The organism is Aminobacter sp. 01T433 (assembly GCF_056398585.1).
In genome coordinates this window covers 197614-221012 of the sequence record NZ_JBFTPR010000002.1, presented here as the reverse complement: position 1 = coordinate 221012, position 23399 = coordinate 197614, and the positions used below count along the sequence as shown (strand labels likewise).

Sequence of the window (23399 nt, the reverse complement as noted above, 5' to 3'; positions counted from 1 at the left end):
ACTACTTAAGTTCTGAACGTCACTGGGCGGTCGAACCGCGACATCACGCAAACTGCTGCCGGTTTTTTGGACGCCAGTCGCCTTTTAGAGTCAGGACTTGGGTAGTGGGGCCGTTCATGCCAATAGTTTTATGGCAAGCATAGGCGGCGACGTTGGTAAGCCTGCGCGGGGTCTTCGTCCAAGTGTCTTCGCACCCGTCATGGAACGGCCGGTGTTTCGCGATGATGAAGACTAACTGAGGCGCCTCTTCACTACGACTTTTTCGATCAGCCTGACTTTGCCATCACGCATACTCACGGCCTTCATCGCGAGAAGGTCGTCTATGACTTTCTCGATGCTCCGCTCGGTTATGGCAGTCGGCGGCTTGTAAGGGAGATTGTCGATAGCTTTCAAAATCTCTTCGGCCGTGCAGGGGCGGCCTGCTTCAAACAGGGCATGTACTACTATCCCTTGGTCGATTGTGACTGTTTTCTGCGCCTGACTATTCGCCTCGTTGTAAATGACCAAAGCAGCAACTGGGATCAAGTATGGAGAGGCCGTGACGGCAGAACCTGCCAGAACCATGTTTGGGATCGCCTTGTACAGCGTACTCCAACTGTAGACGATGTTCCGCCAGTGCGTGCGTTGCTTCGGAATAGGGCTGTCCGTCCCTGTCCGGAACGTCTCAAAATTCGAGTTCGGTAAATCCGGGACGTCGAACTCCTCGGAAACGAAAGCCTTTCTGATCTGATCCGCCAGCGGCGCTATCGTCTCCCATTGATCCGGAAGTACTTGTCGGAGCCGGCCTTCGAAGTCGTTTGCGATCATGCCCTGGGTCCTGAGCTGAATTCACAAAGTTGCGCTTCCCAAGGCCAGCAGAATTCACCGTCCCTTTGAGCCTTTCAATACCCGCATTCGGATGAGTGCGGGTGAATGGGCAGGGCCGCCCCAATCGAGGAATCCAGAACAGAAGGCCGAGATGACGCGGACATTGGCCTGCCGATTGCGGCCAGCGTCATGGGCATCGGCACGGTTCGCTAAATTTTCGGGGATCGATGTCGATCAGCTAGACGATCCGAGCACACCTCAGCGCCACCAGCCGCCGGACATACGCATCGACACACCCTCACATAGCTCAGCACGCGACCGTCGTGCAGTGATGCCGTCGTGATGATGGCAGATCTCGTATTTTTGGGTCAGGCGGGAGGGCTGGTGGCAAATGCGGTTGGTCAGCAGACTTGCGCTAGACAGTGTTCACCGAACCGATGAAACGAATTCCGGCGGCACGGACACTATCCAGGCAGGTCTGCACCCGCTACGCGCTTTCATCAGTAGCGACCGAAGAGCGGCGTCGAGCCGGCGGCTTTCAGGGTCGGAAGGCTGTGGCCGAGCAACGTGTCGATAGCCTGATGCGACACCGTGGCGCTCCCCGCCCGGGCCAGATGCTCCGTCAACAAGGGCTGCCGATCAGCGGCCGGCTGGATCACTCGTTGCGACAACGCGCTCTATCGCTGTCGACAGTGAAATCGTGCCGTGCCGCTGTTCGCTGCTGTCCTGGCGCATGAAAAGGCCGTTGGCGATCCCCGCATACATGCCGAGAAGCGCGCTCGCCACCTCGCCTGATACACCTTCCTCGGCAAGCAGTGCTGCCCGCTGTTCCGGTGGAACAAGCACCGACTTTATCGGCCTGCCGAGAATTTCGGCAAAGGCCGAAGCCACATCGCCGGCGCTCCAGTCTTGTGGTCCGCTGAGTTCCACGACCCGCTTGCCGGTCCAGTCCTCGCACAGCACGGCTGCCACCGCCCGCCCGACATCGATCGTGCTCACCATCGGGATTCTTTGAGAGGGTTCGAGAAAGGTCGGCAGCACGCTTTGCGACAGGACAGTTTGCGCCACCTCGCTCCAGCTCTCGACAAAATAGCCTGACCGCAGGAAGGCGGTCGCTGGTGCCACCCCCTGAAGCAGTCCCTCGAACCGGTTGAGGGTGGCGATGACGCCGGTGCCAGCGGGATGTTGCGCCCCGATGGACGACAGAACTACGGCCTTGGGCAGGCGCCCCCGCCGGACGGCATCGGCAAGTGCTACGCCGAGGCCTTCCGTCCGCTGATAGGGATCGCCACTCACCGGCGGCGGATTGAGCAGGAACGCTCCCTGAGCGCCCTTCAGCGCCTCGGCTATCGCGTCGGCATCCTCGATACTCGCGACGGCGACTTCCGCGCCGAGGGCTGTCCATTTTTCAGCCTGCTCCTTGCGGCGCAGGACGACACGCACGGCCTCGCCGCGTTCGATGAGGGCGCGTGCGGCCTCGCCACCGGCCCGTCCATTTGCTCCAAGCACGACATACATGATTTCCACTCCCTCAGATCGCTCGATGGAGCAACGATAGGCGCTGACATTTCATGCGTCGAATGCATGGTGTATATAGTCGTCATGCGCGAAGTGGATTTACGCCGGATCGACCTCAACCTCTTGGTAGCGCTTGAGGCGCTTCTGGATGAGAAGAACGTAACCCGTGCCGCCCACCGGCTCGGCATGAGCCAGCCGGCCGCGAGCCGAGCGCTCGGGCGATTGCGCGCGCTGTTTTCAGACGCGCTGCTGGTCGATGGGCCGGGCGGCTACATACTCAGTTCCCGTGCCGAAGAGGTGCGCCCCGTGCTTCGTGGCATATTGGCGGGAGTCGGCGAAATGCTGGAGGCAAGTTCGTTCGACCCCGCGACGGCGACGGGTCGTATCCGGCTTCTTATGCCCGATCTCCAGGCCGCCGTGCTGGCGCCTCATTTGCTGGCCCGCCTCGCCCGTGAGGCACCGTCGCTTGATCTCGACATTGTCGCGCCTGATACGAACGGGTTCCAAGCGCTGGAGCATGGTGTCGCGGATGCGATGGTGGCGCTGATCGATGACGCGCCGACCGGCATCCACCGTCGCCGCCTCTATGACGAAGAACTCGTGACGCTGATGCGGGCGCATCACTCAGCCCTCGCCGAAAAACTCAGTCTCGACCGCTTTCTGGCGCTTGAGCATATCGTGGTGAGCGTCACTGGCGTCGGGCCGGCACCCGTCGATGAGGTGCTTGCGCGGATGGGGCGAACGCGGCGGGTGAAGCTGCGCGTGCCGACTTTCTTCGCGGCGGTCGAGATCGCCGCTCGCTCTGACCTCATTATGACCCTGCCGAAGAGCCTGGCGCGAGCCGCCGCCAACATGAGGCGCTTCGTATCGTTGCCGCCGCCACTCGATCTTGGGCGTTTCACGATGAGCCTCGCCTGGCACGCGCGCAGTCAGGACGCGCCCAGGCACATATGGCTGAGACGCGCCATTGTTGCGGCAGCGATGGATATGTCTTCGGCAATTGACGCTGGAAGCTGAGGCCGCAGGACTTCTGTCCGCCGCGCAACGCTTCAAACCGAACAGCGTTCATCGAGATGCGCTAGTTGCAGGTGGGCGAGCACTCTTCGATGTCCCCCAATCATCCGCCCTAGGCTTGCCTCTTCCTAATTGAGTTGGACAGCCGCCGCTTGCGGCACATTCACCTCATCCTGACCATGTCGGCCAGCTCGGCCGCCGATTCAGGGTGAAGGCCTCGGCCGAGATCCCCGGCCTCACGCTGTAGCTAGACGGTGAGGTCGGCTAGCGCTGCGGGGACGCTGTCTTCGAAAAATAGCGGCTCAATCCGCGACGGGTTTCGATCACGCGCATTTTTTGCCGATCTTCCTAAGCTCTCAAAGCCTTGCATACAAAGAACCTAAGGCCTTCACTGTCACGTTTTTGCCGACATTAATTGCCGATGTTTGCCGCCGATTGTCCAGCAGAACAGGAAATTCGGAAGGACGAAGGGATTTAGGCGGCGCAGCAACTCTTTGAGCGGAGTTTCACGACCGCCGCTTGGCAGGCATTTGTTAAATTTCATTTCGATATTTGTAGCCGGTGTCGACCCGAATTCAGCCTATTGGCCATTAGGCCCGCACAAAGGCCGCAGGCCCTCCAGGTGCATCCTCGCAGCGCGCGATGCGCCTCCAATTTCCGAATAGTCGCGCAATCAGTCCGAAATTGTCGACAAAGTAGTTGACAATTTATGCCCGCTTTCTGAATATGGCCTCGTGGCGGAGACAAGACGGCGCCTTGGCAGCTCTAGATGATCGGGCGTCGCCGCTGACAGCGGCGGGTGCGGGAATCAGTAGGCCTCGGTGAAGTCTGGTGGGCCGGTCGAGCCTAAAATAAAGACCTTCGAAACGGAGGCGCCACTTAAGTGGGAGGGATAGACAATGTTAGGGGATTTGCCATCGTGGCAAACGCCATTCATGGCACCCGTTGCGTGCGGCCGCGCTGCAATGCGCGCCGACGACGCCACAGCCTTGAGTCTGTTGACGCAAGCGCCCTCATGGACCCAGCGATCTGGCTCCTTGGCTAACTGACGAGGCTTCATATGCTGGTCTTCATTATCAGCCGCATTGCCAATGCCATCATGGTGATGCTTGCGGTTGCTATGCTTGCATTCCTGATCTTTCGTCTTGCCGGCGATCCGGTCGAGCTCATGGTCACCGAGCAGACGACGCAGGCTGACCGCGACGCAATCCGCGAGCGGCTGGGTCTCAACGACAGTGTCGCCACGCAGTTCGTACGCTTTGTCGCCCATGCGGCGCAGGGCGATTTCGGCATCTCCTACCGCAATGGCCAGGATGTACTCACCCTCATCGGCGAACGCTTCCCGGCAACGCTGGAGCTGGTGCTGGTGGCGACGTTGATCTCGCTCGTCGTTGGCCTGCCGCTTGGCGTGCTTACAGCAATCAAGCGCGGGCGATGGTACACGGAGTCGCTGCAGTTTCTGTCGATCATTGGCGTTTCGCTGCCAAGCTTCGTAGTCGGCATCCTTCTTATCTTGGTCTTCTCGGTCATTTTGGGCTGGTCGCCGTCCTTCGGCCGCGGCGATGTCGTCCAGATCGGCTGGTGGTCGACCGGCCTGCTGACGCCCTCGGGCCGTGCAGCGCTGATCCTGCCGGCAGTGGCGCTGTCGCTCTACCAGATCACTTTGATCATGCGCCTCGTCCGTGCCGAGATGCTGGAAGTGTTGCGCTCCGATTATGTGAAGTTCGCCCGCGCCAGGGGCATTCCGCGCTGGCGCGTCTACTTCCGCCATGCGCTGCGCAACTGTTTGATGCCTGTCGTGACCATGACGGCGATGAACATCGGCTCACTCATCGCCTTTGCACTCATCACCGAAACCGTCTTCCAGTGGCCGGGCATGGGCATGCTGTTCATCCAGGCAGTCACCTTCCTCGATATTCCCGTGATGGCGGCCTATCTCTGCGTCATCTCCTTCATCTTCGTCGCGCTGAACACGCTGGTCGATATCACCTATGCGGTGATCGATCCGCGCCTGCGCAGCTCGCACTGAAACCGGGGACAAGTCGATGACCGACGTTTCTAAGACAGCCGCCGTGTCCCGCCCAAGTTTTGTCCAGCGTCTGCGCAACAGCGATGTCTGGTGGTCGTTCACTCACAGCAAGTCGGCGATGATTGCAGCCGGGATCCTGGCTGTGCTGGTTTTTGCCGCCGTCTTCGCGCCGTTCATTGCACCACAGAACCCCTATGACGCCGCTCAGCTCGATATGTGGAAGGCAGAGTTGCCGCCGCTCTGGCAGGAAGGTGGCGAATGGCCCTATCTGCTGGGCACCGACACGCAGGGGCGGGACCTGCTTTCGGCGATCCTTTACGGCACGCGCATATCGATCATGATCGGTCTTGGCTCGGTCGCCTTGTCGCTTCTGCTCGGCATGACGGCCGGGCTGGTCGCCGGTTTCTTTGGTGGTTTTATCGACAATATCCTGATGCGCATCGGCGACATCACCTTGTCGATCCCGACCATCTTGATTGCGATCCTGGTGTCTACGGTGGTGCGGCAGCTGCTTCCCGCCGATCTTCGAGAGATCGGAGCATCGGCAGTGCTGGTGCTGGCCATCTCGCTATCGTCGTGGGTGCAATATGCACGCACCGTACGTGCCCAGACGATCGTTGAACGCAACAAGGAATATGTACAAGCGGCAAGGCTCTTGAAAGTGCCTTCGCGCCGTATCCTGGCGCACCACATCCTGCCCAACACGCTAACGCCAGTGCTGGTTGCTGCCACGCTGAACTTCGGCATGGCGATCCTGACCGAAGCGACTTTGTCATTCCTTGGTATCGGCATGCCCCCCGGACAGCCATCTTTGGGAACGCTGATCCGCATCGGCAATCAATTCCTGTTTTCCGGCTCGTGGTGGATCGTGCTGTTTCCAGTGATCCAGCTCTGCCTGCTGGTGGTCGTCGTCAATCTGCTCGGCGATTGGCTGCGCGACGTGCTCAATCCGAAACTGAGGTAAGCGTGCATGACTAATCTGTTGCTGCGCAACGTCCGCCCCTATGGGCGCGCGAACTGCGACCTGCTGATCCGCGATGGGCTGATTGTCGGCCTCGGTCATTTCGAAGCAGATCCGGGCATGTCGGTCGAGGACGGGGGCGGCGCCATCGCCATTCCTGGCCTCATCGACGCGCATACCCATCTCGACAAGACGACCTGGGGATTGCCCTGGCACGAAAACAACCGCCGCGCGGTCCTGCGCGAACGGATCGACTTCGAGCGTGAAAACCGGATCGCGGTCGGCATCGACCCGCACCGCCAGTCGATGCGCCACGCAATCGGCCTTGCCGCTCATGGCGCGACCCATATCCGCAGCCATGTCGACATCGATCCAACGCACGGCCTGTCCATCGTCGAAGGCGTGATGGAGACCCGCGAGAAGCTGAAGGGGGTCATTGACATCGAGATCGTCGCCTTCCCGCAGTCCGGCCTGATGGTGATGCCTGGAACGCTGGATCTGCTCGACGAGGCATTGCGCCAGGGTTGCGAGGTACTGGGTGGTATCGATCCGTGCGGCATCGACCGCGACCCCAAGGGCCAGCTGGACGCCATCTTTGCACTGGCGGTGAAGCACCAATGCCCGATCGATGTTCATCTGCATGAGGCGGGCGAGTTGGGCGCCTTTACCATGGAGCTGATGTTCGAACGCATCCGCGCTAATGGCATGCAGGGCAAGGTCGCCATCAGCCATGCCTTCGCGCTCGGAATGAACGACTATCTCCGCGTCGGCCAGCTCATCGACCAGATTGCACAACTCGACGTGGCGATCCTGACGACGGGCGCCCCATCGGCGACCGTACCGTCGATCATGCGCCTGAAGCAGGCAGGCGTGCGCGTCGGCGCCGGGTGCGACGGTATCCGCGACACCTGGGGACCGTGGGGCCAGCCCGACATGCTCGACCGCGCCAAGATCGTAGGCATGAAGAACGGTATTCGCTCCGACATCGAGCTCGAACATGTGCTCCATATTGTCTCGCAAGGCGGCGCAGATGTCATGCGCATCGAAGGCTACGGTCTGGCGGAAGGCTGCAAGGCAGACCTGACGCTACTTACTGGCGAAACGCTTGCGCATGCCGTCGTCGACGTTGCGCCGCGCCCGCTGGTCATCAAGGGCGGCCGCGTCACTGCGCGCGCCGGCCAGGCAATGGTGGAAATGCCATGACGCGACAGGTCCTCGATACGCTCGAACTCGGCAAGCGCCCCGACGGCCGGACGCTGATCTCGGCCGACTGGGTGCTGGGCCATAAGGATGGCGGACACCGCCTGATCCCCAACGGCCAGGTCGTCGTTGATGGCGGACAGGTGATCTTTGTCGGAACCGATTTTCCCGGCGAGGTGGCCCGCCGGATCGACTTCGGCAACGCGCTGGTCAGCCCCGGCCTACTCGATCTCGATGCGCTATCGGATCTCGACACGACCATTCTTGGCATCGACCATCATCCCGGCTGGGCAAAGGGACGCGTCTGGCCGCGCCACTATGTCGAGGCCGGCCCTTACGAGATGTATTCCCAAGAAGAGCTGGCCTTCCAGAAGCGTTTCGCCTTCGGCCAGCTGCTTTTGAACGGCATAACCACTGCTGCGCCCATAGCCTCGCTGTTCTATCGCGAGTGGGGCGAGACGGTCGCCGAATTCGACGCGGCTGCCGAAGCCGCTGGTGACCTGGGCCTGCGCGTCTACCTCAGCCCTGCCTATCGTGCCGGTGGCATGGTGCTAGAGGCGCCCGGCCGGATGGAAGCGGTGTTCGATGAAGCGCGTGGCCTTGCTGGCCTGCGCGACGCTGTCGACTATATCGGCCGCCAGACCGGCCGCCACGGCGACCTCGTGCGCGGGCTGCTGGTGCCCGATCGTGTCGAGACCTGTACCGAAGAGCTGCTGCGCCAGACCCAGGCGGCGGCGGCCGAACTCGGCTGCAAGATCCGGCTTCACATGGCGCAGGGCGCCATGGAGGTTGAAACCGTTCGTAAGCTGCACGGATCGACAGCTCCTGTCTGGTTGGCACGGCTAGGTCTGCTCAACGACAGGCTGATCGCTCCGCACGCGACAAACGCCACCGACGAAGACCTCGAGCTCTACGCGGCCAACGGCGTGTCGATCGTGCATTGCCCGCTCGTCTCGGCACGGGGCGGCAGCACGCTGAATTCGTTCTCGAAGTGCAAGAAGCGCGGCATCAACATTTCTATGGGAACGGACACCACGCCGCCCGATATGCTGATGAACCTGCTGGTCGGTCTGATCACCTGCCGAATCAACGATGGCGCCCCAGATCGCGTCCGGTGCGCTGACCTGTTCGACGCGGCAACTCTTGGCGGCGCCAGAGCGCTCGGCCGCGATGACCTTGGTCGCCTTGCTCCGGGCACGCGCGCCGATATCGCGGTGTTTGGCCTCGATGACGCGGTCATGGCGCCGTCCATCGACCCGATCACCACGCTGGTGACGGGCGGCTCGGGCAAGGTTACTCAGGCGGTCTTCGTCGACGGGCGTTTGTCCATGCGTCTCGGTGAGGTCGCCGGCATCGACATGAAGGCAGCGCAGAAGCGTGCGCAAAGGCAGTTCGACGGACTCATCGCGAAGTATCCGGAGCGCAGCTGGGGCAATCCGCCGGTGTCGGAAATCTTTCCGCCCAGCTATCCGATCGAGGTCAACACCAATGGCTGAAGCTGAAAAAGCCGTGCTTGAGGTCCGCAACCTCAAGGTGGAATTCCCAGGCCGCCGCGGCATCGCGACAGCGCTTTCCGATGTCAGCCTGTCGATACGTCCGGGCGAAATCCTCGGTGTCGTCGGCGAGTCCGGTGCCGGCAAGTCGATGACCGGGCTCGCGGTATTGGGGTTGCTCGAACGGCCCGGCCGCATCGCAGGCGGCGAAATCTGGCTCGGTGAACGCCGGATCGATACACTCGGCGACCGCGAGATGGAGAAAATTCGTGGCCGCGAGATCGGCGCTATTTTCCAGGACCCACTGACCTCGCTCAATCCCCTGTTCACGGTTGGAGCGCAGCTGACCGAGACCATCCGGCTCCATCTCGGCATGAGTAAGGCTGAGGCCAAAGCGCGGGCGATTTCGCTGCTGAAGGACGTCGGCATTCCGTCACCTGAGGAGCGCATCAACCAGTACCCGCATCAGTTTTCCGGCGGCATGCGGCAACGCGTGGTGATCGCACTTGCGCTTGCAGCGTCGCCGAAACTGATCATCGCCGACGAGCCGACGACCGCCCTCGACGTTTCGATCCAGGCGCAGATCACGTCACTTCTGCGGAAGCTGTGCAAGGAAAAGCAGACTGCGGTGATGCTGGTCACGCACGACATGGGCGTCATCGCCGAAACCGCGGACAGGATCGCTGTGATGTATGCCGGCCGCCTCGTCGAAGTCGGGCAGGTTGAACAAGTGCTGCATGCCCCCCAGCACCCGTACACACGTGGTCTCATGGCGTCGATCCCGGCTCTCGGCGCACGTGTGGAGCGCCTTAACCAGATCGACGGGTCAATGCCGCGGCTCGACGCGATCCCAGAAGGCTGCGCCTTCGGCCCGCGCTGCAAGGAAGCTGGACCGCGTTGCAGGCGTGAACGGCCAAGCCTGCTCCCGGCGGGCTCCGGAGCCAGCGCGTGCTGGATGAATGCTGGAGGAACCGCATGACCGCCATGTCCGCACCGAAGAACTCGGCGCTCAGCGTTGAGCGTCTGGTCAAGACGTTCGACGTGTCGGCGCCATGGCTCAATCGCGTGGTCGAGCGCAAGCCGCGGCAGTATCTCCAGGCCGTCAACGATATCAGCTTCGAGGTCCCAAGGGGCGGCTGCCTGAGCCTGGTCGGCGAAAGCGGCTGCGGCAAGTCGACCGTCGCGCGCCTTGTGACGGGGTTGTACAAGCCAAACAGCGGCGAGGTGAGTTTCGCGCTGGACCACGATGGGCAGCCCCTATCGGCCCAGATGATCTTCCAGGATCCCTACGCGTCGCTCAACCCGCGCTGGCGGGTGAAGAACATCATCGCCGAACCTATCCGCGAACTGAAGTTGCGAAACTCCGACACCGAGGTCAACGAGCGGGTCGTGGAGCTGCTGAAGACTGTCGGCCTGTCCGCATCGGATGGGGAGAAGTTTCCGCATGAATTCTCAGGCGGCCAGCGCCAGCGGATCTCGATCGCGCGCGCCCTGGCAAGCGAGCCACGCTTCCTAGTCTGCGACGAGCCGACCTCGGCTCTCGACGTGTCGGTGCAAGCCCAGGTGCTCAACCTCATGCGTCGTCTGCAGGATGAGTTCGGGCTGACCTACCTATTCATCAGCCACGACCTGAGCGTGGTTCGGCACATGTCCGACCGCATCGCTGTGATGTATCTCGGGCGCATCGTCGAGGAAGGCGAGACGGAGGAGCTTTTCGCTCAGCCACGCCATCCCTATACGCAGCTTCTGCTGCAGACGATCCCCAACATTGTAAGCCCTAACAGGGATCGCGAAATTGCCGGCGGCGAGGTGCCAAGTCCGCTCAAGCCGCCGTCAGGCTGCCCGTTCCATCCGCGATGCCCCATAGCCACTGCACTCTGCTCGAGCGAACTTCCCGAAGTGCGCACTCTGGCCAGCGGAACGCGTGTGGCCTGTCACATGGTGCGAGAAGAATGATGTTGCAGCGGGCCGGACTATGCCAGCGCGGCCCGCAAATCGTGGGATATGTCGCGCACTTCCCGCAAGTCGAGTTCCGTCTCGACGTGCTCGAGATGATGTTCCATCAGCGCTGCCGCCTTCTTGAAGTTGCCCTTGGCAATCTCCTCGACGATTTCATCATGCTCGTCCGGTCCGCAGTTGAAACGGGCCGTGTTGCGATAGACGGCGGTAATCAGGGAGGTGCGCGAGATCAGGTCGCGCATCATTCCGAACAGAAAATCGGAGCCGGAAATCTCCGCGAGCAAAAGGTGGAAGCCGCCGGACAGCTTTATGATGTCGGTAGTGACGTCCTTGGCGCTGGCGGTCCGTTCCTGGGCGACATGGCTGCGCAGGCGCGCGACATCGGCCTTCGAGATCGAGGTTCCGATACGTTCAACGACACAGGCTTCAACGGCACGGCGAACGGCGAATACGTCCCTGGCCTCGTCGACAGACGGCTGGCAAACGAAAGCGCCGCGGTTGGGGATGATTGTCACCAGCCCTTCGCGTTCGAGCGCCGTCAGGGCCTGGCGGATGCGTGCGCGGCTGACATCGAAAATTGCAGCCAGTTGGCCCTCTTTGAGCTGGACGCCCGGACGGAGCCGGCGCTCTGCAATCGAAAGCCATACTTTTTCGACGATCTGCTGTGTCGAAACGCTCGCCTGTTCGGTCATGAAACTATGCCCCCACCAAGGCCGACATTCGCCATAGATAACAAAAAGTCAACATTCGCATAGATTACCCCAATCGCGTTTTGCTGACAATTACGTATCAGATTGTGTACCAACAAATCGGAACTGAGAGAACGAATGGAGTTCGACTTTACGAAACTGGAGATGGAAAGCCGCTATCGCCTGCTTACCAATTTCATTGGTCCACGGCCGATCGCGCTTGTCACCACCCGCTCAGTCACAGGGCGAAGCAATGCCGCACCGATGAGCTTCTTCAATGTCTTTTCGCACGAGCCGCCCATTGTGGTGCTCGGTATCCAGCCGCGCGCCTCGGGTGAGGAAAAAGACACGGTCGCCAACATCAGAAGAACCGGAGAGTTCGCGGTAGGCATGGTCGACATGGCTCTGTCGCAGCAGATGCTCGTTTGCGGCCTGGGGTTCGAAAGCGACGTCGACGAACTCGAGATCGCCGGGCTTCCTACGGCGAAGGGCGCACAGATCGATGTCGACTACGTCGCCACCGCGCCTTGTTCCTTCGAATGTCGCGTGGAGCGGCTGATCGAGTTCCCGCGCCGCGTGCTCGTGCTGGGTGAAGTGGTCCACATGCATGTTCGCCGCGACTGCCTCGACGAGGCCGGGCGCTACGTCAATCCAGAGGTCTACCAGCCGATCGCTCGGCTGCATGCAGACAATTACATCACTTCCGATCGTCAGTTCGTGCTCAAGGCGCCGACGATTGCGGATGTGTTGAAGGCCACCGAGAGCGGCGAATAGGATTTACCAACGTGCATATTCGGCTGATCAATCCAAATTCAACCGCTTCCATGACCAATCAGGTGCTGGAAAGCGCTCTACGAGTTGCGAATGCGGGAACGCGCGTCACAGCGGTAAACCCGACTAGGTCGCCTGTCAGTATCGAGGGCAGTGTCGATGAGGCGGTGGCAGTTCCGGATATGCTGGCCGAGATCCGCAAGGGCGAAGAGCTTGGCGTCGATGCCTATGTGATTGCCTGTTTCGACGATCCTGGCCTCCACGCCGCCCGTGAAATGGCTAAGGGGCCAGTCATCGGCATTTGCCAGGCAGCCGTTCAAGTTGCCATGACGATCAGCCGCCGCTTTTCGGTGATCACCACGCTACCGCGTTCGGTACCAATCATCGAAGACATCGTCCAGGCTTATGGCGCCGGACATCATTGCCGCGCCGTGCACGCAATTGACCTGCCGGTGCTTGGTTTGGAAGAGGACCCGGAAACCGCCGAGCGCCTACTGATCGAGGTGATCGAGCGCTCAAAGGTCGAAGATCGCGCTGAAACGATCATTCTGGGCTGTGCCGGAATGTCGAGCCTGTGCGAGCGCCTGGCCAAGGCAACCGGCGTTCCGGTGATCGACGGGGTGACGGCTGCGCTGAAAATCGCCGAGGCGCTTGTCGGCGCCGGCTACTCCACCTCGAAGGTCAACGCCTATGATTATCCGCGCCAGAAGGAAGTGCCGGGCGCGCTCGTAGAGTCGCGACGCCTGGCCATGAACAGCTAGGATCGGCCGGGAATTGGTCCGCCTGGTGACCAGGCGGACCAATTAGCGTGGAGCCCTGCAGGCTCCGATTTTCAGACGGCTGGAGGCGCGGGCGGCACCACTGCCTCGTCAAATGTCCGGCTCAGCTGTCCCCAGCCGGGGCTATGCATATGCGCCTGCAAGCCCGCCCGCTCGACCAATGCCTGGGCTTCGCGCTCGCCGAAATCGAGCGCCTGGTCGACATCCGTCGTCAGCACCTTGCCGCCCTCCATCAAGATCTTGCCATCAACGATGACTGTCTCGACGTCGCTGCCAAGGACCTGGTGAGCGAGGCGATGGATCACCATCCAGTTGGGCGTCAGGTGCGGCTGGCGCATGTTGATGATGGCGATATCCGCCTTCTTGCCAACTTCCAGCGAGCCTATCTCGTGTGCCATGCCCAGAGCCTTGGCTGCATCGATGGTGATCATCTCGAAAAGCTTGCCAGGCGGCAGCAGGTAGCGGTCGTGATTGGCCAGCAGGTGCTGTGTGTACTGCGCCAAGCGCGCTGTCTGCAACAGGTCGAAGTGACGGCTGGGGGACACGCCATCCGTGGTGATGGCCACCGGAACGCCCCTGGCGATCATGTTCAGAATAGGCGTGGCACGGCCGGGAGGGGCATGGGTAACGAAGGTGCCGGTCTCGGCGAGGATATCGATCTCCTGATGCGAGATGCCCCAGCAATGCTGTAGGTGCACGTCGGGGCCGAGGATCGCATTTTCCTTGTCCTGGAAGGCCATGCGGATCTGCCCGGCAAAGGCGTCGGAATGGATGCGCACGCCCCATTTCCGCGCCGTCTCGCGCACCCGCCGCGCCTGCATACGGTCGTCAGCTGTCAGCTTGACCGCCTGGTCAGGCGTCGACATGTTCGACGGGTCGAGCGAAGGCACGATGGTGAAAGGCGTAATGAACACCTTGATGCGTCCATCGGCGCTGCCGTCCAATTCCTGGATCGTCGCCTCGGCGCCCTCGATCATTTCCTCTAATGAGACGTGCCGCCGCACCGGACTGCCAGTTTCCCACCGCGTAACCGCATGCGGCCACGGCAGGCCGGCCGGGCCCACGCAGATGACTTCCCTCAAGCCGATCTCGCTGTAGGCCTTAGCGTGGTTGCTGGCAAAGACCGGATCGTCGCTTCTCGGCATCGACGAGATGATGCTAACGCCAGTGGTAACGCCGGCGCGCAAGCGCTCGAGGCCCGACACCAGTCCATCCGCGTACCAGTAATCGCGCGTCGTGTAGTGATGGTAGGTTGGCGTTACGATCCGCATCCACATTGAGTTGGTGTCCGCTGCGATGCTGCGGATAAGCACATGCCCGGCATGCCCGTGGGCGTCGATCAGCCCGGGAATGATGAGTTTGCCGCGGCAATCCATCACCTTCTTGTCTTGATGCCTAGGCTGGAGATCGCTGCTGGCACCAATGTCGACAATCCTGTCGCCTGAAATGGCGATTGCCCCATCTTCGATGATGCGTCTGTCGGGATCCACGGTGACAATGGTTGCGTGGAGCAGTAGCAGGTCGTTCAAGCGGTTTCCTCCCATTGTGCCGGTCCGCATCGCAAATGCGGCCTTCGACGAGCTGGCGGACGGCAAAAGGCCCCGCACAGCTGCCGACCATTTTGCTACCGATGTCGGCAATTTGCGTCAACAATATTGTTGACAATCTTCCCATTCGTTACGATGCTGGAGGCTAGGAAGCGTGATCCTGGGAGGTAAAATGGCTCGCTTGAAAAAACTCATTCTTGGTGCAATGGCAGCAGTCGCCATGGCGGGGCCAGTCAGTGCGGAAACTCTGCGTTGGGGTGGTCGCGCCGACATCTATTCGCTTGATCCGGACTCAATCGCTTCGACATTCAACCTGTCGTTCCTCAACCATATCTATGAGGGTCTGGTCCGCTACGACGCCAACTTCAAGATCGAGCCGGCGCTGGCGACCGAGTGGAAGCTCATCGACAACAAGGTCTGGCGCTTCACCCTGCGCCAGGGCGTCAAGTTCCACAATGGCGCGGACTTCACCGCCGACGACGTGATCGCCTCGCTCAACCGCGTCACCGATCCGACCTCGCCGCTGCGCGGCAACATCCCGCTCTACGTCAGCAGCAAGAAGGTCGACGACTACACCGTCGACGTCGAAGTCTCGGCGCCGACGTCGCTGTTCCTCAATGACATGACGAACATCTTTATGTTCAACGCGAAATGGCTGAAGGACAACAACTCCGAAAAGCCGACCGCCGTCGATACCAAGACGGAGGGCTACGCGACCCATAACACAAACGGCACAGGCCCATTCAAGCTGGAGAGCCGTGTGGCCGACAGCAAGACCGTGCTGCTCGCAAACGACCTCTGGTGGGACGAGAAGAAGCACAATCTGGATCGCATCGAATACATGCCGATCGCCTCGGCTGCGACGCGCGTCGCAGCGTTGCTGTCCGGTGAAGTCGATCTGGTCGATTCCGCACCGATCCAGGACCTTCCCCGTCTTGAAAGCTCGCCGGGTCTCCAGGTGATGAAGAAGCAGGAGTTCCGCACGGTCTTCCTCGGCTTCAATCGCAATGAGAAGCTGGAGGACGGACGCGCCAATCCGTTCAACGACGTGCGTGTTCGTGAGGCCGTGGAAGCGGCGATCGACCGCGACCTGATCAACGCCAAGGTGATGCGAGGGCTTGCCCGTCCGTCCGGCTCGCTGATCGCCCCTGAGATCGCCGGCTACGCCAAGTCGCTCGACACCTACAGCAAGGCCGATCCGGAACGCGCCAAGAAGCTGCTCGCCGAGGCTGGCCAGGAAGGTCTCAAGTTTACCTACATGTGCTCCAACGACGAGAGCATCAATGAAGAGGACTTCTGCGTTGGCATCGCCAACATGCTGAAGCGTGCGGGCTTCGACGTCTCGATCGACATCGCGCCGCGCGCTATCCAGTCGCCGAAGCGCACGCAGGGCAAGGCTGACATGTTCAACCTGAGCTGGGCCAACGAGCCTACGCTCGACGCCTATTCGATCCTGGCCCAGGTGCTCTCCACCAAGAATGACAAGGTGGGCGTGTCGAACTACGGCGGATGGTCCTATCCGGAGCTGGACAAGCTGGTTGCACAGTCGGTGCAGGAGCCTGATAGCGCCAAGCGCCTGCAGCTCGAGGAAGCGGCCCTCAAGATCGCCAAGGACGATACGATCTTGATCCCGCTCCACCAGCAGCCGATCGCGTGGGCTACCCAGGCCACGGTCAAGAGCGTCGACTTCCGCTCCGACAACAAGCCTCGCCACTGGCTGACCCAGATGGCCGGCAAGTAAGCCTCGATAACACCATCTCCCGCGACCCTGGGCGCTTCATCATCCGGTGAAGCGCCCTTTCTTTAGCGGCGTCCGCCCGCCGGCAGGCGCGATGACTTCAAATTGGATTGACGATGACACGTCCCAAAGACCTGACGCTCGGCCAGAGGCCGGCTGGCCGCACACTGATGACCGCCGACTGGCTGCTCGCCTATCATGGCGAAGGCCACTGCCTGGTGCCGCGCGGCGAACTCGTGATCGAAGGGGGCGAGGTCATCTTCGCAGGTCGCCGTTTCGACGGTGAGGTCGCCCGTCGCATCGACTTCGGCAGCGCCCTGATCAGCCCCGGGCTGGTCGACCTCGACGCGCTGTCGGACATCGACACCTATGTGCTCGTCCATGACAATCAGCCCGGATGGGCCAGGGGCCGCATCTGGCCACGCTCCTATGTCGAGCGCGGACCCTACGAGATGTACTCTCCTGAAGAGCTGGCCTTTCAAAAGAAGTTCGCCTTTGGCCTTTCGCTGCTCAACGGTGTCACCTCCGCTGCACCTATCGCCTCGCTCTACTACCGCGAATGGGGCGAGACGGTCGCCGAGTTCGACGCTGCCGCCGATGCGGCCGGCGATCTCGGCCTGCGTGTCTTCTTGAGCCCAGCCTATCGCTCTGGCGGCATGGTTCTGGAAGCGCCCGGCAAGATCGTGCCTGACTTCGACGAGGCGAGGGGCCTTGCCGGTCTTGAGGATGCCATCGCCTTCATCGAGCGCCAGCACGGCCGGCATGGTGGGCTGGTCAACGGCATGCTCGCGCCCGATAGGGTCGAGACCTGCACACTCACGGTCTTGCAGCGGACCATGGCGGCAGCGCGCGACCTCGACTGCCGGGTGCGGCTGCACATGGCCCAGGGCAAGCTCGAGCTCGAAACCATGCACAAGCTGCACGGGGTCTCGGGGCCGAGCTGGATGGCCGATCATGGCCTGCTCAATGAGCGGCTGATTACTCCGCATGGCACCCATGCTTCGCTGGAGGACTTGCTGCTCTACGCCGACGCTGGCGTGTCCATCGCCCATTCGCCGCTGGTGTCGGCCCGCATGGGCAGCACGTTGAATTCGTTCGCCTCATGCAGGAAGCTCGGCATCAACATCGGCATGGCGACCGACACCTCGCCGCCCGACATGCTGATGAACCTGCTCATGGGCCTTGTTGCGTGCCGGATCAGCGAGAAGGCGTCAGACGCCGTGCTGAGCAAGGATTTTTATGATGCGGCCACGCTCGGCGGTGCCAAGGCGCTCGGCCGAACCGACATCGGCCGTCTGGCAGCCGGCGCCAAGGCTGACATCTCGGTCTTCCGCCTCGACGATCCTTACATGACGCCGACGGTCGATCCGATCACCACGCTGGTGCTCGGTGGTTCGGGCAAGGTCACACAGGCGGTGTTCGTCGACGGACGGCTGTCGATGCTGGATGGCAAGCTCGCCGGCTTCGACATCCGTGCTGCGCGCGAGCAAGCGCAGCGGCAGTTCGAAGGGCTGATCGCCAAATACCCAGATCGCAGCTGGCAGCACCCGCCGGTGTCCGAGATTTTTTCGCCGAGTTACCCCATACTGACGTGATAGGGGCGGGGCGCTTCGCCTCGAACTAGCTGCCAAACACTGGCAGCGACTTTGGCGCCAGTTTGGCGATGTCGCGTCCACGCGGGTCATGGGTGCCTGCGCGGGCGCAGGCCCAATCCTGCAACGACTGGATTTCCCTGACGGCCCCGTCGTAATCCAACTGCGTCGGCTTGCCTCGGTCCACGGTCAGCCGTCCATCGACATAGACCCGCTCGACCGCGCGCTCGGCCGCGCAGTGGAGTAAGCTGCGCAGCGGATCGTAGACCGGCCGCATGGTGGGCTGGTCGAGGTCGATTACCAGCAGGTCGGCCTTTGCGCCCACGCTCAGCCTGCCTATATCGGAGCGGCCGAGCGCCCGCGCGCCGGCAAGCGTCGCAGCATCGAAGATGTCGCCCGTGGTGATGTCGAACACGCTTTTTCCGCCCAGCCTGGAGCAGATCAGCGCCTGCCGCATCTCCTCGAGCATGTTGAACGGGTAGCTGTCGGTGCCGATGGCAACGTTGACGCCGCCGCGGCGATAGTCACCCAGCGTCTCCAGCGCCATGCCGCTGCGGGCAAATGTCACCGGACAATGCGCAACGGACGTTCCGCGCTCGGCCAGCGTCGCAAGGTCGTTGCGGGTCCGATGCCGTGTCCAGGAATGGTGGTCCGCAAAGATGCAGTGGCCGAGAATAACATCAGCACCGAGCACGCCGAGCTGATCGAGATACTGCACCCCAGTCAGCCCGGTTCGGCGCAGCAGCTCTTCATGTTCGGCCATGGTCTGCGCGGTGTGGATCGTGATGCGCATGCCGCGTCGCCGCGCTTCGCCGGCGGCATCGACCAAAAGGTCCGGACGACAGGTTTCTACCTGCGAGGGTGAGATGACGCCGTCCAGCCGCCCGCTCGGATGTGCCCTTGCCCGATCGACGAAGTCCAGCGTCCGTGCGAAGGCGTCCCGGCCAGCCTTGTCGTCCCATTCGAAGTCGAGCCGGTGGCTGTCATGCACAACCCAGCTCGCCTGACGGAAACCGGGCGCAAGGTAGCCGCGCACGCCGCTCTGGGCTGTAATGTCGAGCCAGGTGTCGTGAGCCCCTGCGATATCAAGAACGGTTGTCGCGCCAGAGCGCATGAGATCGCCCAGCATCACCGTCAGGCAGGCTGCGCGCGCGTCCTCGCCCCCGTTGATGACGCCGGAATACTCGTACATGGCCTGGCCCCACAGGGCAGCGGTGCCGACATCTTCGAAAATGCCCTTGGCCAGGGGCTCGTCATGCGAATGGCAGTGGATGTCGATCAGGCCGGGCATGACCATGCGCGACTTGCCCGACAACTCGGTCGTCGCTTGGCCCTCGAAGCGTGTGCCGACGCAGAGCAAGCCGGTTTCGTCGAAGGCGATATCGCCGCCGTGGCGATAGACCTGGCGGTCGCCCGTCGAGTCATAGGCAACAATGGTTTCGACGTCGCGAATGACCGTTATTTCAGTCATGACCCACCCTGAAACGTTTCTCGAGAAAGCGGCTGTAAGCGCCCATGAGCGCGCTGAACACGAAGTAGACAACGGCCGCGAACACATAGCCCTCAAGCACGGCGATACCCTGCCAGTTGGGATCGCGTAGCGCTGTGCGGACGGTGCTCAGAAAATCCAGCAGGCCGACAATGGTGACAAGTGTCGTGTCCTGGAAGAAGCCGATGAACAGCGACACCAGCGGTGGGATCACCATCTTGAGGGCCTGCGGGACGGTCACGAGCACGGTGTATTGCCAGTAGTGAAGTCCCAGTGCCTGGGCCGCTTCGGTCTGGCCGCGTGGCAGGGCCTGCAGTCCCGCCCGCACGATCTCGGCAATGTAGGCCGCCGCAAACAAGATGATGGCGACCTGCGCCCTCAGCAGTTTGTCGATGGTCACTCCTTCGGGCATGAACAGCGGCAGCATGACCGAGGCCATGAACAGGATGCTGATCAGTGGAACGCCACGGACCAATTCAATAAAGGTGACCGCCAGGATGCGGATCGCCGGAAGGTTGGACAAGCGCGCGAGCGCCAGAAGGATGCCAAGCGGCAGTGCGCAGACGAGCCCGACGAAGGTCAGCATGAAAGACAGCGGCAGGCCGCCCCATTGCGATGTCGGCACTGGAGTGAACCCAAACGCACCGCCAGCCATCAACAGGAACAGGATCGGCAGCAAAGCCACCCAGGCGATGAGCAAGGATCGCCCCCACAGACGCGGAATGCCTGATATGGCCATGGCAACGATGAACAACAGGGTTGCCAGCAGCGGCCGCCATTGCTCGTCGAAGGGGTAAATGCCGAACAGCATGTAGCGCATCTTGGCGGCGAGATACGGCCAGCAAGCTCCTGAGCTGACCTTGCAGTCCTCGGGCGTGCCGTCGAACACGGCATTGATCAACAGCCAGCCCACGGCCACCTTGGCGGCGAATGCGAGAACGGCCAGGCAGACCAGGGTTACGACCGTGTTAGCAGGCGTTCCAAAATAGGTTTTCGCCACCGAGTTGCTGCGAGTAGGCGGGCGCATCATGCGCTGGTCGGTAACAGTCGCGGTACGATCGCTCATGACTGGCGCCCCTTCAGCGCGACATGCGCGTTGTACCAGTTCATTAACAGGGAAGTCGCAAGCGAGAGGAATAGATAGACCAGCATGAACAGCGCGATCGGCTCGATGGCCTGTCCGGTCTGGTTCATGATGTTGTTGGAGACCATAACCAGATCGGGATAGCCGATGGCGATCGCCAGCGAACTGTTCTTGAACGTCGTCACATAGACATTGGTCAGCGGTGGCACGATGATCCGCAGCGCCTGCGGCAGGATGACAAGCCGCATGGTCAGGCGGTCTGGCAGCCCCAGCGCCTGGGCAGCTTCGCGTTGGCCCTTGCCGATCGCAAGGATGCCGCTGCGCACGATTTCCGCCACGGTTGCGGAAGCACCGAGCGTCAGCCCGAGCAGCAGGGCGACAAACTCCGGCTTGAGATGCGAGCCGCCCGTCAGTCTGAATCGCCCGAGTTCCGGCCAGTCCAACTGGGCGCTGATGTCGAACGACATTGCGGCGACCAGGACCGGCGCAACAAGCAGCAAAAGTGCAATCGGCCAGCTCGGCTTCGCATTGCCAGTGGCGATGCGCCTGCGCTTTGCCATTCCTTGCCATGCAAAGGCGGCGGCCAACCCCACACCGACCGCCACGACAAGCGCCCAGAAACCGGAAATCCAGACAACTGCCGGGACAACCAGGCCGCTGTTCGACACGTAGACGCCCGGCAGAAGCGTGATCGCCTGCTTGACCGGCGGCAATGTGAAGATGATCGCCGAATACCAGAGGAAGAGGTAAAGCAGCAGCGGCACATTGCGCAGCGCTTCGACATAAACCAGCATGAGCCGTGACAGCAGCGGGTTACGCGACAACCGCGCAATGCCGACAAGCGTGCCGATGATTGTGCCCAGCACGATCGCCAGCAGCGACACTTTCACCGTATTGAGCAGGCCGACCAGCACCGCCCGCGCATAGCTGTCGCTCGGCTCATAGGCGATCGGTGTTTCGCTGATGATGAAACCAGCCTCGCGGCCGAGATAACCGAACCCGGTGGCAATGTCTTGCTGGGCGAGATTGCCGAGCGCGTTGTGAAGCAGATACCAGCCACAGGCGACAACAGCCGCAACACATGCGACCTGGTATGCCAGCTCGCGCACGCGCCGGTTTCTTAGAAGGATTGTGGGCGACAAACCGGCTGTCCTCAGGGAGGTCTGTTCCAGAAATACGGCGCATGTCACGCAGACATGCGCCGTATCGCGTCAATACCTCACCTGAACGGTGGTGGGTAAAGCAGGCCGCCATTGTTCCACAGCGTGTTCGGTCCGCGGCTCAGACCGAGAGCCGTCTTTTCTCCAAGGTTGCGGTCGAAGACCTCGGCATAGTTTCCAACGTGCTTGACGATGTTGTAGCCCCACGCCTTGTCCAGGCCGAGCATCGGACCGAGTTCGTCGGTGACGCCGAGCATCCGCAGGATCTCCGGATCCTCGCTCTTGAGCTGTTCTTCCACGTTGGCCTGGGTGATGCCCTTTTCTTCAGCAGCCATCAGCATCCACGCCGACCACGACACGATGTCACGCCAGTTGGAATCGTTCTGGCGCACCGCCGGCGCCAGCGGCTCCTTCGAGATGGTCTCCGGCAAGATCACGTAGTCATCAGGGCTTTTCGAAGCTGCGCGAATGGAGGCAAGATCCGAACGATCGGACGACACCGCATCACAGCGGCCCGAGAAGAAAGCGTTGTTGTTTTCATCGGGGTTTTCGAAAACCACTAGCTCGAACTTCTTGCCGGTAGCGCGGAAGAAGTCGGCTAGATTCTGTGCGGTCGTGGTGCCCGGCAATGTGCATACCGCCGCGCCATCAAGGTCCTTGGCGCTTGAGATACCGAGGCTTTTCGCGACCATCAGACCCTGGCCATCGTAAAAGACAGCAGGTCCGAAATCGATCCCGAGCGAGGCCTCGCGCGAGTAGGTCATTGTCGTCTGGCGCGAAAGAATGTCGATTTCGCCGGACTGCAGCACCTGGAACCGCGTGTTGATGTTGGTCATCACGAAGTCGACCTTGTTCGGGTCGCCGAATACGGCTGCGGCGACGGCGCGACAGACATCCACGTCGAAACCGGCGAACTTGCCCTGCGCGTCGGCGAGGGCAAAGCCGGTGGTGCCCATCGAAACGCCACAGATCAGTTTGCCGCGTGCTTTGACCGTCTCCAATGTAGACGCAGCCTGCGCGGCGACGGCGGACGAGCCGAGTAGCAAAGCGGCAGCAGCCGCCATGCGGCATGCCCTACGGAACATTACCATTTTAGTCCTCCCATTTCGGTTCCGGCGAATGCTCCGCCGACCTCTCCCTCTTCAACAGAGTGATCCAATCAAATTGCCGACAATTCTTCAACAGGATAATCGACAATAATTGTGTTCAATCCTGATGTAGTACAGCGTGAACCATTCCTCAGGCTCTGAAATGGTCGACGGTCCGAACCGGGAGGGGCGGTCACATCGAAGAAACGATGCGAAGGTCGGCTGGTGGCGCTATCGAGGACACAGTGCCACTCATACGCAAACGCCTGCAGACCATCGACGACGAGACGTCGGCGGCAATCGATTCAGCGCCAGGATCCGCAGAGGCCTCACTCAGTGCCATGACCTGGTGGAGGGGCCGCCGATCGGTTCACCCGCGGCAGGCATTTTCCGCGTGTTCAACGTTGCCGATGACGTCGCGTGTGAATGCCAGGCAGCGATTCCGGACGCTTTGATCCCGGGCCGCCATGTCGCGGGGGAG

General features: G+C 61.5%; 19 protein-coding genes. 11 read left to right on the top strand and 8 right to left on the bottom strand.

Annotation, left to right across the window (positions count from 1 at the left end; translation table 11 throughout):
• Positions 1 to 231: 231 nt before the first annotated feature.
• Both AC1DLV_RS03915 and AC1DLV_RS03910 read right to left on the bottom strand, forming a co-directional pair.
• The gene (locus AC1DLV_RS03915) at positions 232 to 807 is read right to left on the bottom strand and encodes a hypothetical protein (protein ID WP_476798261.1); all 576 of its coding nucleotides are present in this window, start codon (positions 805 to 807) and stop codon (positions 232 to 234) included.
• A 639-nt stretch (positions 808 to 1446) separates the two neighbouring features.
• Positions 1447 to 2325, bottom strand: a complete 879-nt coding sequence (locus AC1DLV_RS03910) for an NmrA family NAD(P)-binding protein (RefSeq protein WP_476798260.1) — start codon at positions 2323 to 2325, stop codon at positions 1447 to 1449.
• Positions 2326 to 2409: 84 nt separating this feature from the next.
• Here AC1DLV_RS03910 and AC1DLV_RS03905 point away from each other — a divergent pair, with 84 nt between their 5' ends.
• The 7 genes from AC1DLV_RS03905 (at position 2410) to AC1DLV_RS03875 (ending at position 10978) form a co-directional block, all read left to right on the top strand.
• Positions 2410 to 3342, top strand: a complete 933-nt coding sequence (locus tag AC1DLV_RS03905) for a LysR family transcriptional regulator (RefSeq protein WP_476798517.1) — start codon at positions 2410 to 2412, stop codon at positions 3340 to 3342.
• Between the two features lie 1057 nt (positions 3343 to 4399).
• Positions 4400 to 5368, top strand: coding sequence for an ABC transporter permease (locus tag AC1DLV_RS03900; protein ID WP_476798259.1), 969 nt, complete (start codon positions 4400 to 4402; stop codon positions 5366 to 5368).
• A 16-nt stretch (positions 5369 to 5384) separates the two neighbouring features.
• Positions 5385 to 6332 (top strand): ABC transporter permease, encoded by a 948-nt coding sequence (locus AC1DLV_RS03895; protein ID WP_476798258.1) that lies wholly within the window; start codon positions 5385 to 5387, stop codon positions 6330 to 6332.
• A 6-nt stretch (positions 6333 to 6338) separates the two neighbouring features.
• Positions 6339 to 7532, top strand: a complete 1194-nt coding sequence (locus AC1DLV_RS03890; RefSeq protein WP_476798257.1) for an amidohydrolase family protein — start codon at positions 6339 to 6341, stop codon at positions 7530 to 7532.
• A complete protein-coding gene (locus AC1DLV_RS03885) occupies positions 7529 to 9025 on the top strand; it encodes an amidohydrolase family protein (protein WP_476798256.1) in 1497 nt (498 codons plus the stop codon). The genes AC1DLV_RS03890 and AC1DLV_RS03885 overlap by 4 nt, the downstream gene beginning before the upstream one ends.
• Positions 9018 to 10001 (top strand): ABC transporter ATP-binding protein, encoded by a 984-nt coding sequence (locus AC1DLV_RS03880; protein ID WP_476784685.1) that lies wholly within the window; start codon positions 9018 to 9020, stop codon positions 9999 to 10001. Before AC1DLV_RS03885 ends, AC1DLV_RS03880 begins: the two co-directional genes overlap by 8 nt.
• The gene (locus AC1DLV_RS03875; RefSeq protein ID WP_476798255.1) at positions 9998 to 10978 is read left to right on the top strand and encodes an ABC transporter ATP-binding protein; all 981 of its coding nucleotides are present in this window, start codon (positions 9998 to 10000) and stop codon (positions 10976 to 10978) included. The genes AC1DLV_RS03880 and AC1DLV_RS03875 overlap by 4 nt, the downstream gene beginning before the upstream one ends.
• Positions 10979 to 10995: 17 nt before the next feature.
• On the opposite strand, the gene AC1DLV_RS03870 is transcribed toward AC1DLV_RS03875, so the two are convergent.
• On the bottom strand, positions 10996 to 11673 hold the full coding sequence (locus AC1DLV_RS03870; protein ID WP_476798254.1) for a GntR family transcriptional regulator: 678 nt from the start codon (positions 11671 to 11673) through the stop codon (positions 10996 to 10998).
• Positions 11674 to 11808: 135 nt separating this feature from the next.
• On the opposite strand from AC1DLV_RS03870, the gene AC1DLV_RS03865 reads away from it, so the two are divergent.
• Together AC1DLV_RS03865 and AC1DLV_RS03860 are read left to right on the top strand one after the other, a co-directional pair.
• Positions 11809 to 12444, top strand: coding sequence for a flavin reductase family protein (locus AC1DLV_RS03865; RefSeq protein WP_476798253.1), 636 nt, complete (start codon positions 11809 to 11811; stop codon positions 12442 to 12444).
• 11 nt (positions 12445 to 12455) lie between these two features.
• On the top strand, positions 12456 to 13202 hold the full coding sequence (locus AC1DLV_RS03860; RefSeq protein ID WP_476798252.1) for an aspartate/glutamate racemase family protein: 747 nt from the start codon (positions 12456 to 12458) through the stop codon (positions 13200 to 13202).
• A 71-nt stretch (positions 13203 to 13273) separates the two neighbouring features.
• Here the strand turns inward: AC1DLV_RS03860 and AC1DLV_RS03855 are convergent, their stop codons facing one another.
• Complete coding sequence (locus tag AC1DLV_RS03855; RefSeq protein WP_476798251.1) at positions 13274 to 14749, bottom strand: amidohydrolase family protein; 1476 nt, start codon at positions 14747 to 14749, stop codon at positions 13274 to 13276.
• Positions 14750 to 14939: 190 nt separating this feature from the next.
• Between AC1DLV_RS03855 and AC1DLV_RS03850 the strand changes: the two genes are divergently transcribed.
• Positions 14940 to 16508 (top strand): ABC transporter substrate-binding protein, encoded by a 1569-nt coding sequence (locus AC1DLV_RS03850; protein ID WP_476798250.1) that lies wholly within the window; start codon positions 14940 to 14942, stop codon positions 16506 to 16508.
• Between the two features lie 113 nt (positions 16509 to 16621).
• On the top strand, positions 16622 to 18100 hold the full coding sequence (locus AC1DLV_RS03845; RefSeq protein ID WP_476798249.1) for an amidohydrolase family protein: 1479 nt from the start codon (positions 16622 to 16624) through the stop codon (positions 18098 to 18100).
• Positions 18101 to 18125: 25 nt separating this feature from the next.
• Here AC1DLV_RS03845 and AC1DLV_RS03840 read toward each other — a convergent pair whose 3' ends face one another.
• The 4 genes from AC1DLV_RS03840 to AC1DLV_RS03825 all read right to left on the bottom strand — a co-directional run bounded on the left by AC1DLV_RS03840 (position 18126) and on the right by AC1DLV_RS03825 (position 22915).
• Entirely contained in the window at positions 18126 to 19568 is a 1443-nt protein-coding gene (locus AC1DLV_RS03840) for an amidohydrolase family protein (RefSeq protein ID WP_476798248.1), read from the bottom strand.
• Entirely contained in the window at positions 19561 to 20652 is a 1092-nt protein-coding gene (locus tag AC1DLV_RS03835) for an amino acid ABC transporter permease (RefSeq protein ID WP_476798247.1), read from the bottom strand. The genes AC1DLV_RS03840 and AC1DLV_RS03835 overlap by 8 nt, the downstream gene beginning before the upstream one ends.
• The gene (locus tag AC1DLV_RS03830; protein WP_476798246.1) at positions 20649 to 21779 is read right to left on the bottom strand and encodes an amino acid ABC transporter permease; all 1131 of its coding nucleotides are present in this window, start codon (positions 21777 to 21779) and stop codon (positions 20649 to 20651) included. The genes AC1DLV_RS03835 and AC1DLV_RS03830 overlap by 4 nt, the downstream gene beginning before the upstream one ends.
• Positions 21780 to 21889: 110 nt before the next feature.
• Positions 21890 to 22915: an amino acid ABC transporter substrate-binding protein gene (locus AC1DLV_RS03825; RefSeq protein ID WP_476798516.1), complete on the bottom strand. Its 1026-nt coding sequence runs from the start codon at positions 22913 to 22915 to the stop codon at positions 21890 to 21892.
• Between the last annotated feature and the right edge of the window lie 484 nt (positions 22916 to 23399).

Excerpts from the sequence above, each read along its gene's own strand:
- AC1DLV_RS03900 (WP_476798259.1), top strand. The coding sequence starts at position 4,400 with ATGCTGGTCTTCATTATCAGCCGCATTGCCAATGCCATCATGGTGATG.
- AC1DLV_RS03890 (WP_476798257.1), top strand. The coding sequence starts at position 6,339 with ATGACTAATCTGTTGCTGCGCAACGTCCGCCCCTATGGGCGCGCGAAC.
- AC1DLV_RS03905 (WP_476798517.1), top strand. The coding sequence starts at position 2,410 with ATGCGCGAAGTGGATTTACGCCGGATCGACCTCAACCTCTTGGTAGCG.
- AC1DLV_RS03825 (WP_476798516.1), bottom strand. The coding sequence starts at position 22,915 with ATGTTCCGTAGGGCATGCCGCATGGCGGCTGCTGCCGCTTTGCTACTC.
- AC1DLV_RS03835 (WP_476798247.1), bottom strand. The coding sequence starts at position 20,652 with ATGAGCGATCGTACCGCGACTGTTACCGACCAGCGCATGATGCGCCCG.
- AC1DLV_RS03895 (WP_476798258.1), top strand. The coding sequence starts at position 5,385 with ATGACCGACGTTTCTAAGACAGCCGCCGTGTCCCGCCCAAGTTTTGTC.
- AC1DLV_RS03880 (WP_476784685.1), top strand. The coding sequence starts at position 9,018 with ATGGCTGAAGCTGAAAAAGCCGTGCTTGAGGTCCGCAACCTCAAGGTG.
- AC1DLV_RS03915 (WP_476798261.1), bottom strand. The coding sequence starts at position 807 with ATGATCGCAAACGACTTCGAAGGCCGGCTCCGACAAGTACTTCCGGAT.
- AC1DLV_RS03870 (WP_476798254.1), bottom strand. The coding sequence starts at position 11,673 with ATGACCGAACAGGCGAGCGTTTCGACACAGCAGATCGTCGAAAAAGTA.
- AC1DLV_RS03865 (WP_476798253.1), top strand. The coding sequence starts at position 11,809 with ATGGAGTTCGACTTTACGAAACTGGAGATGGAAAGCCGCTATCGCCTG.
- AC1DLV_RS03875 (WP_476798255.1), top strand. The coding sequence starts at position 9,998 with ATGACCGCCATGTCCGCACCGAAGAACTCGGCGCTCAGCGTTGAGCGT.
- AC1DLV_RS03840 (WP_476798248.1), bottom strand. The coding sequence starts at position 19,568 with ATGACTGAAATAACGGTCATTCGCGACGTCGAAACCATTGTTGCCTAT.
- AC1DLV_RS03850 (WP_476798250.1), top strand. The coding sequence starts at position 14,940 with ATGGCTCGCTTGAAAAAACTCATTCTTGGTGCAATGGCAGCAGTCGCC.
- AC1DLV_RS03885 (WP_476798256.1), top strand. The coding sequence starts at position 7,529 with ATGACGCGACAGGTCCTCGATACGCTCGAACTCGGCAAGCGCCCCGAC.
- AC1DLV_RS03910 (WP_476798260.1), bottom strand. The coding sequence starts at position 2,325 with ATGTATGTCGTGCTTGGAGCAAATGGACGGGCCGGTGGCGAGGCCGCA.
- AC1DLV_RS03845 (WP_476798249.1), top strand. The coding sequence starts at position 16,622 with ATGACACGTCCCAAAGACCTGACGCTCGGCCAGAGGCCGGCTGGCCGC.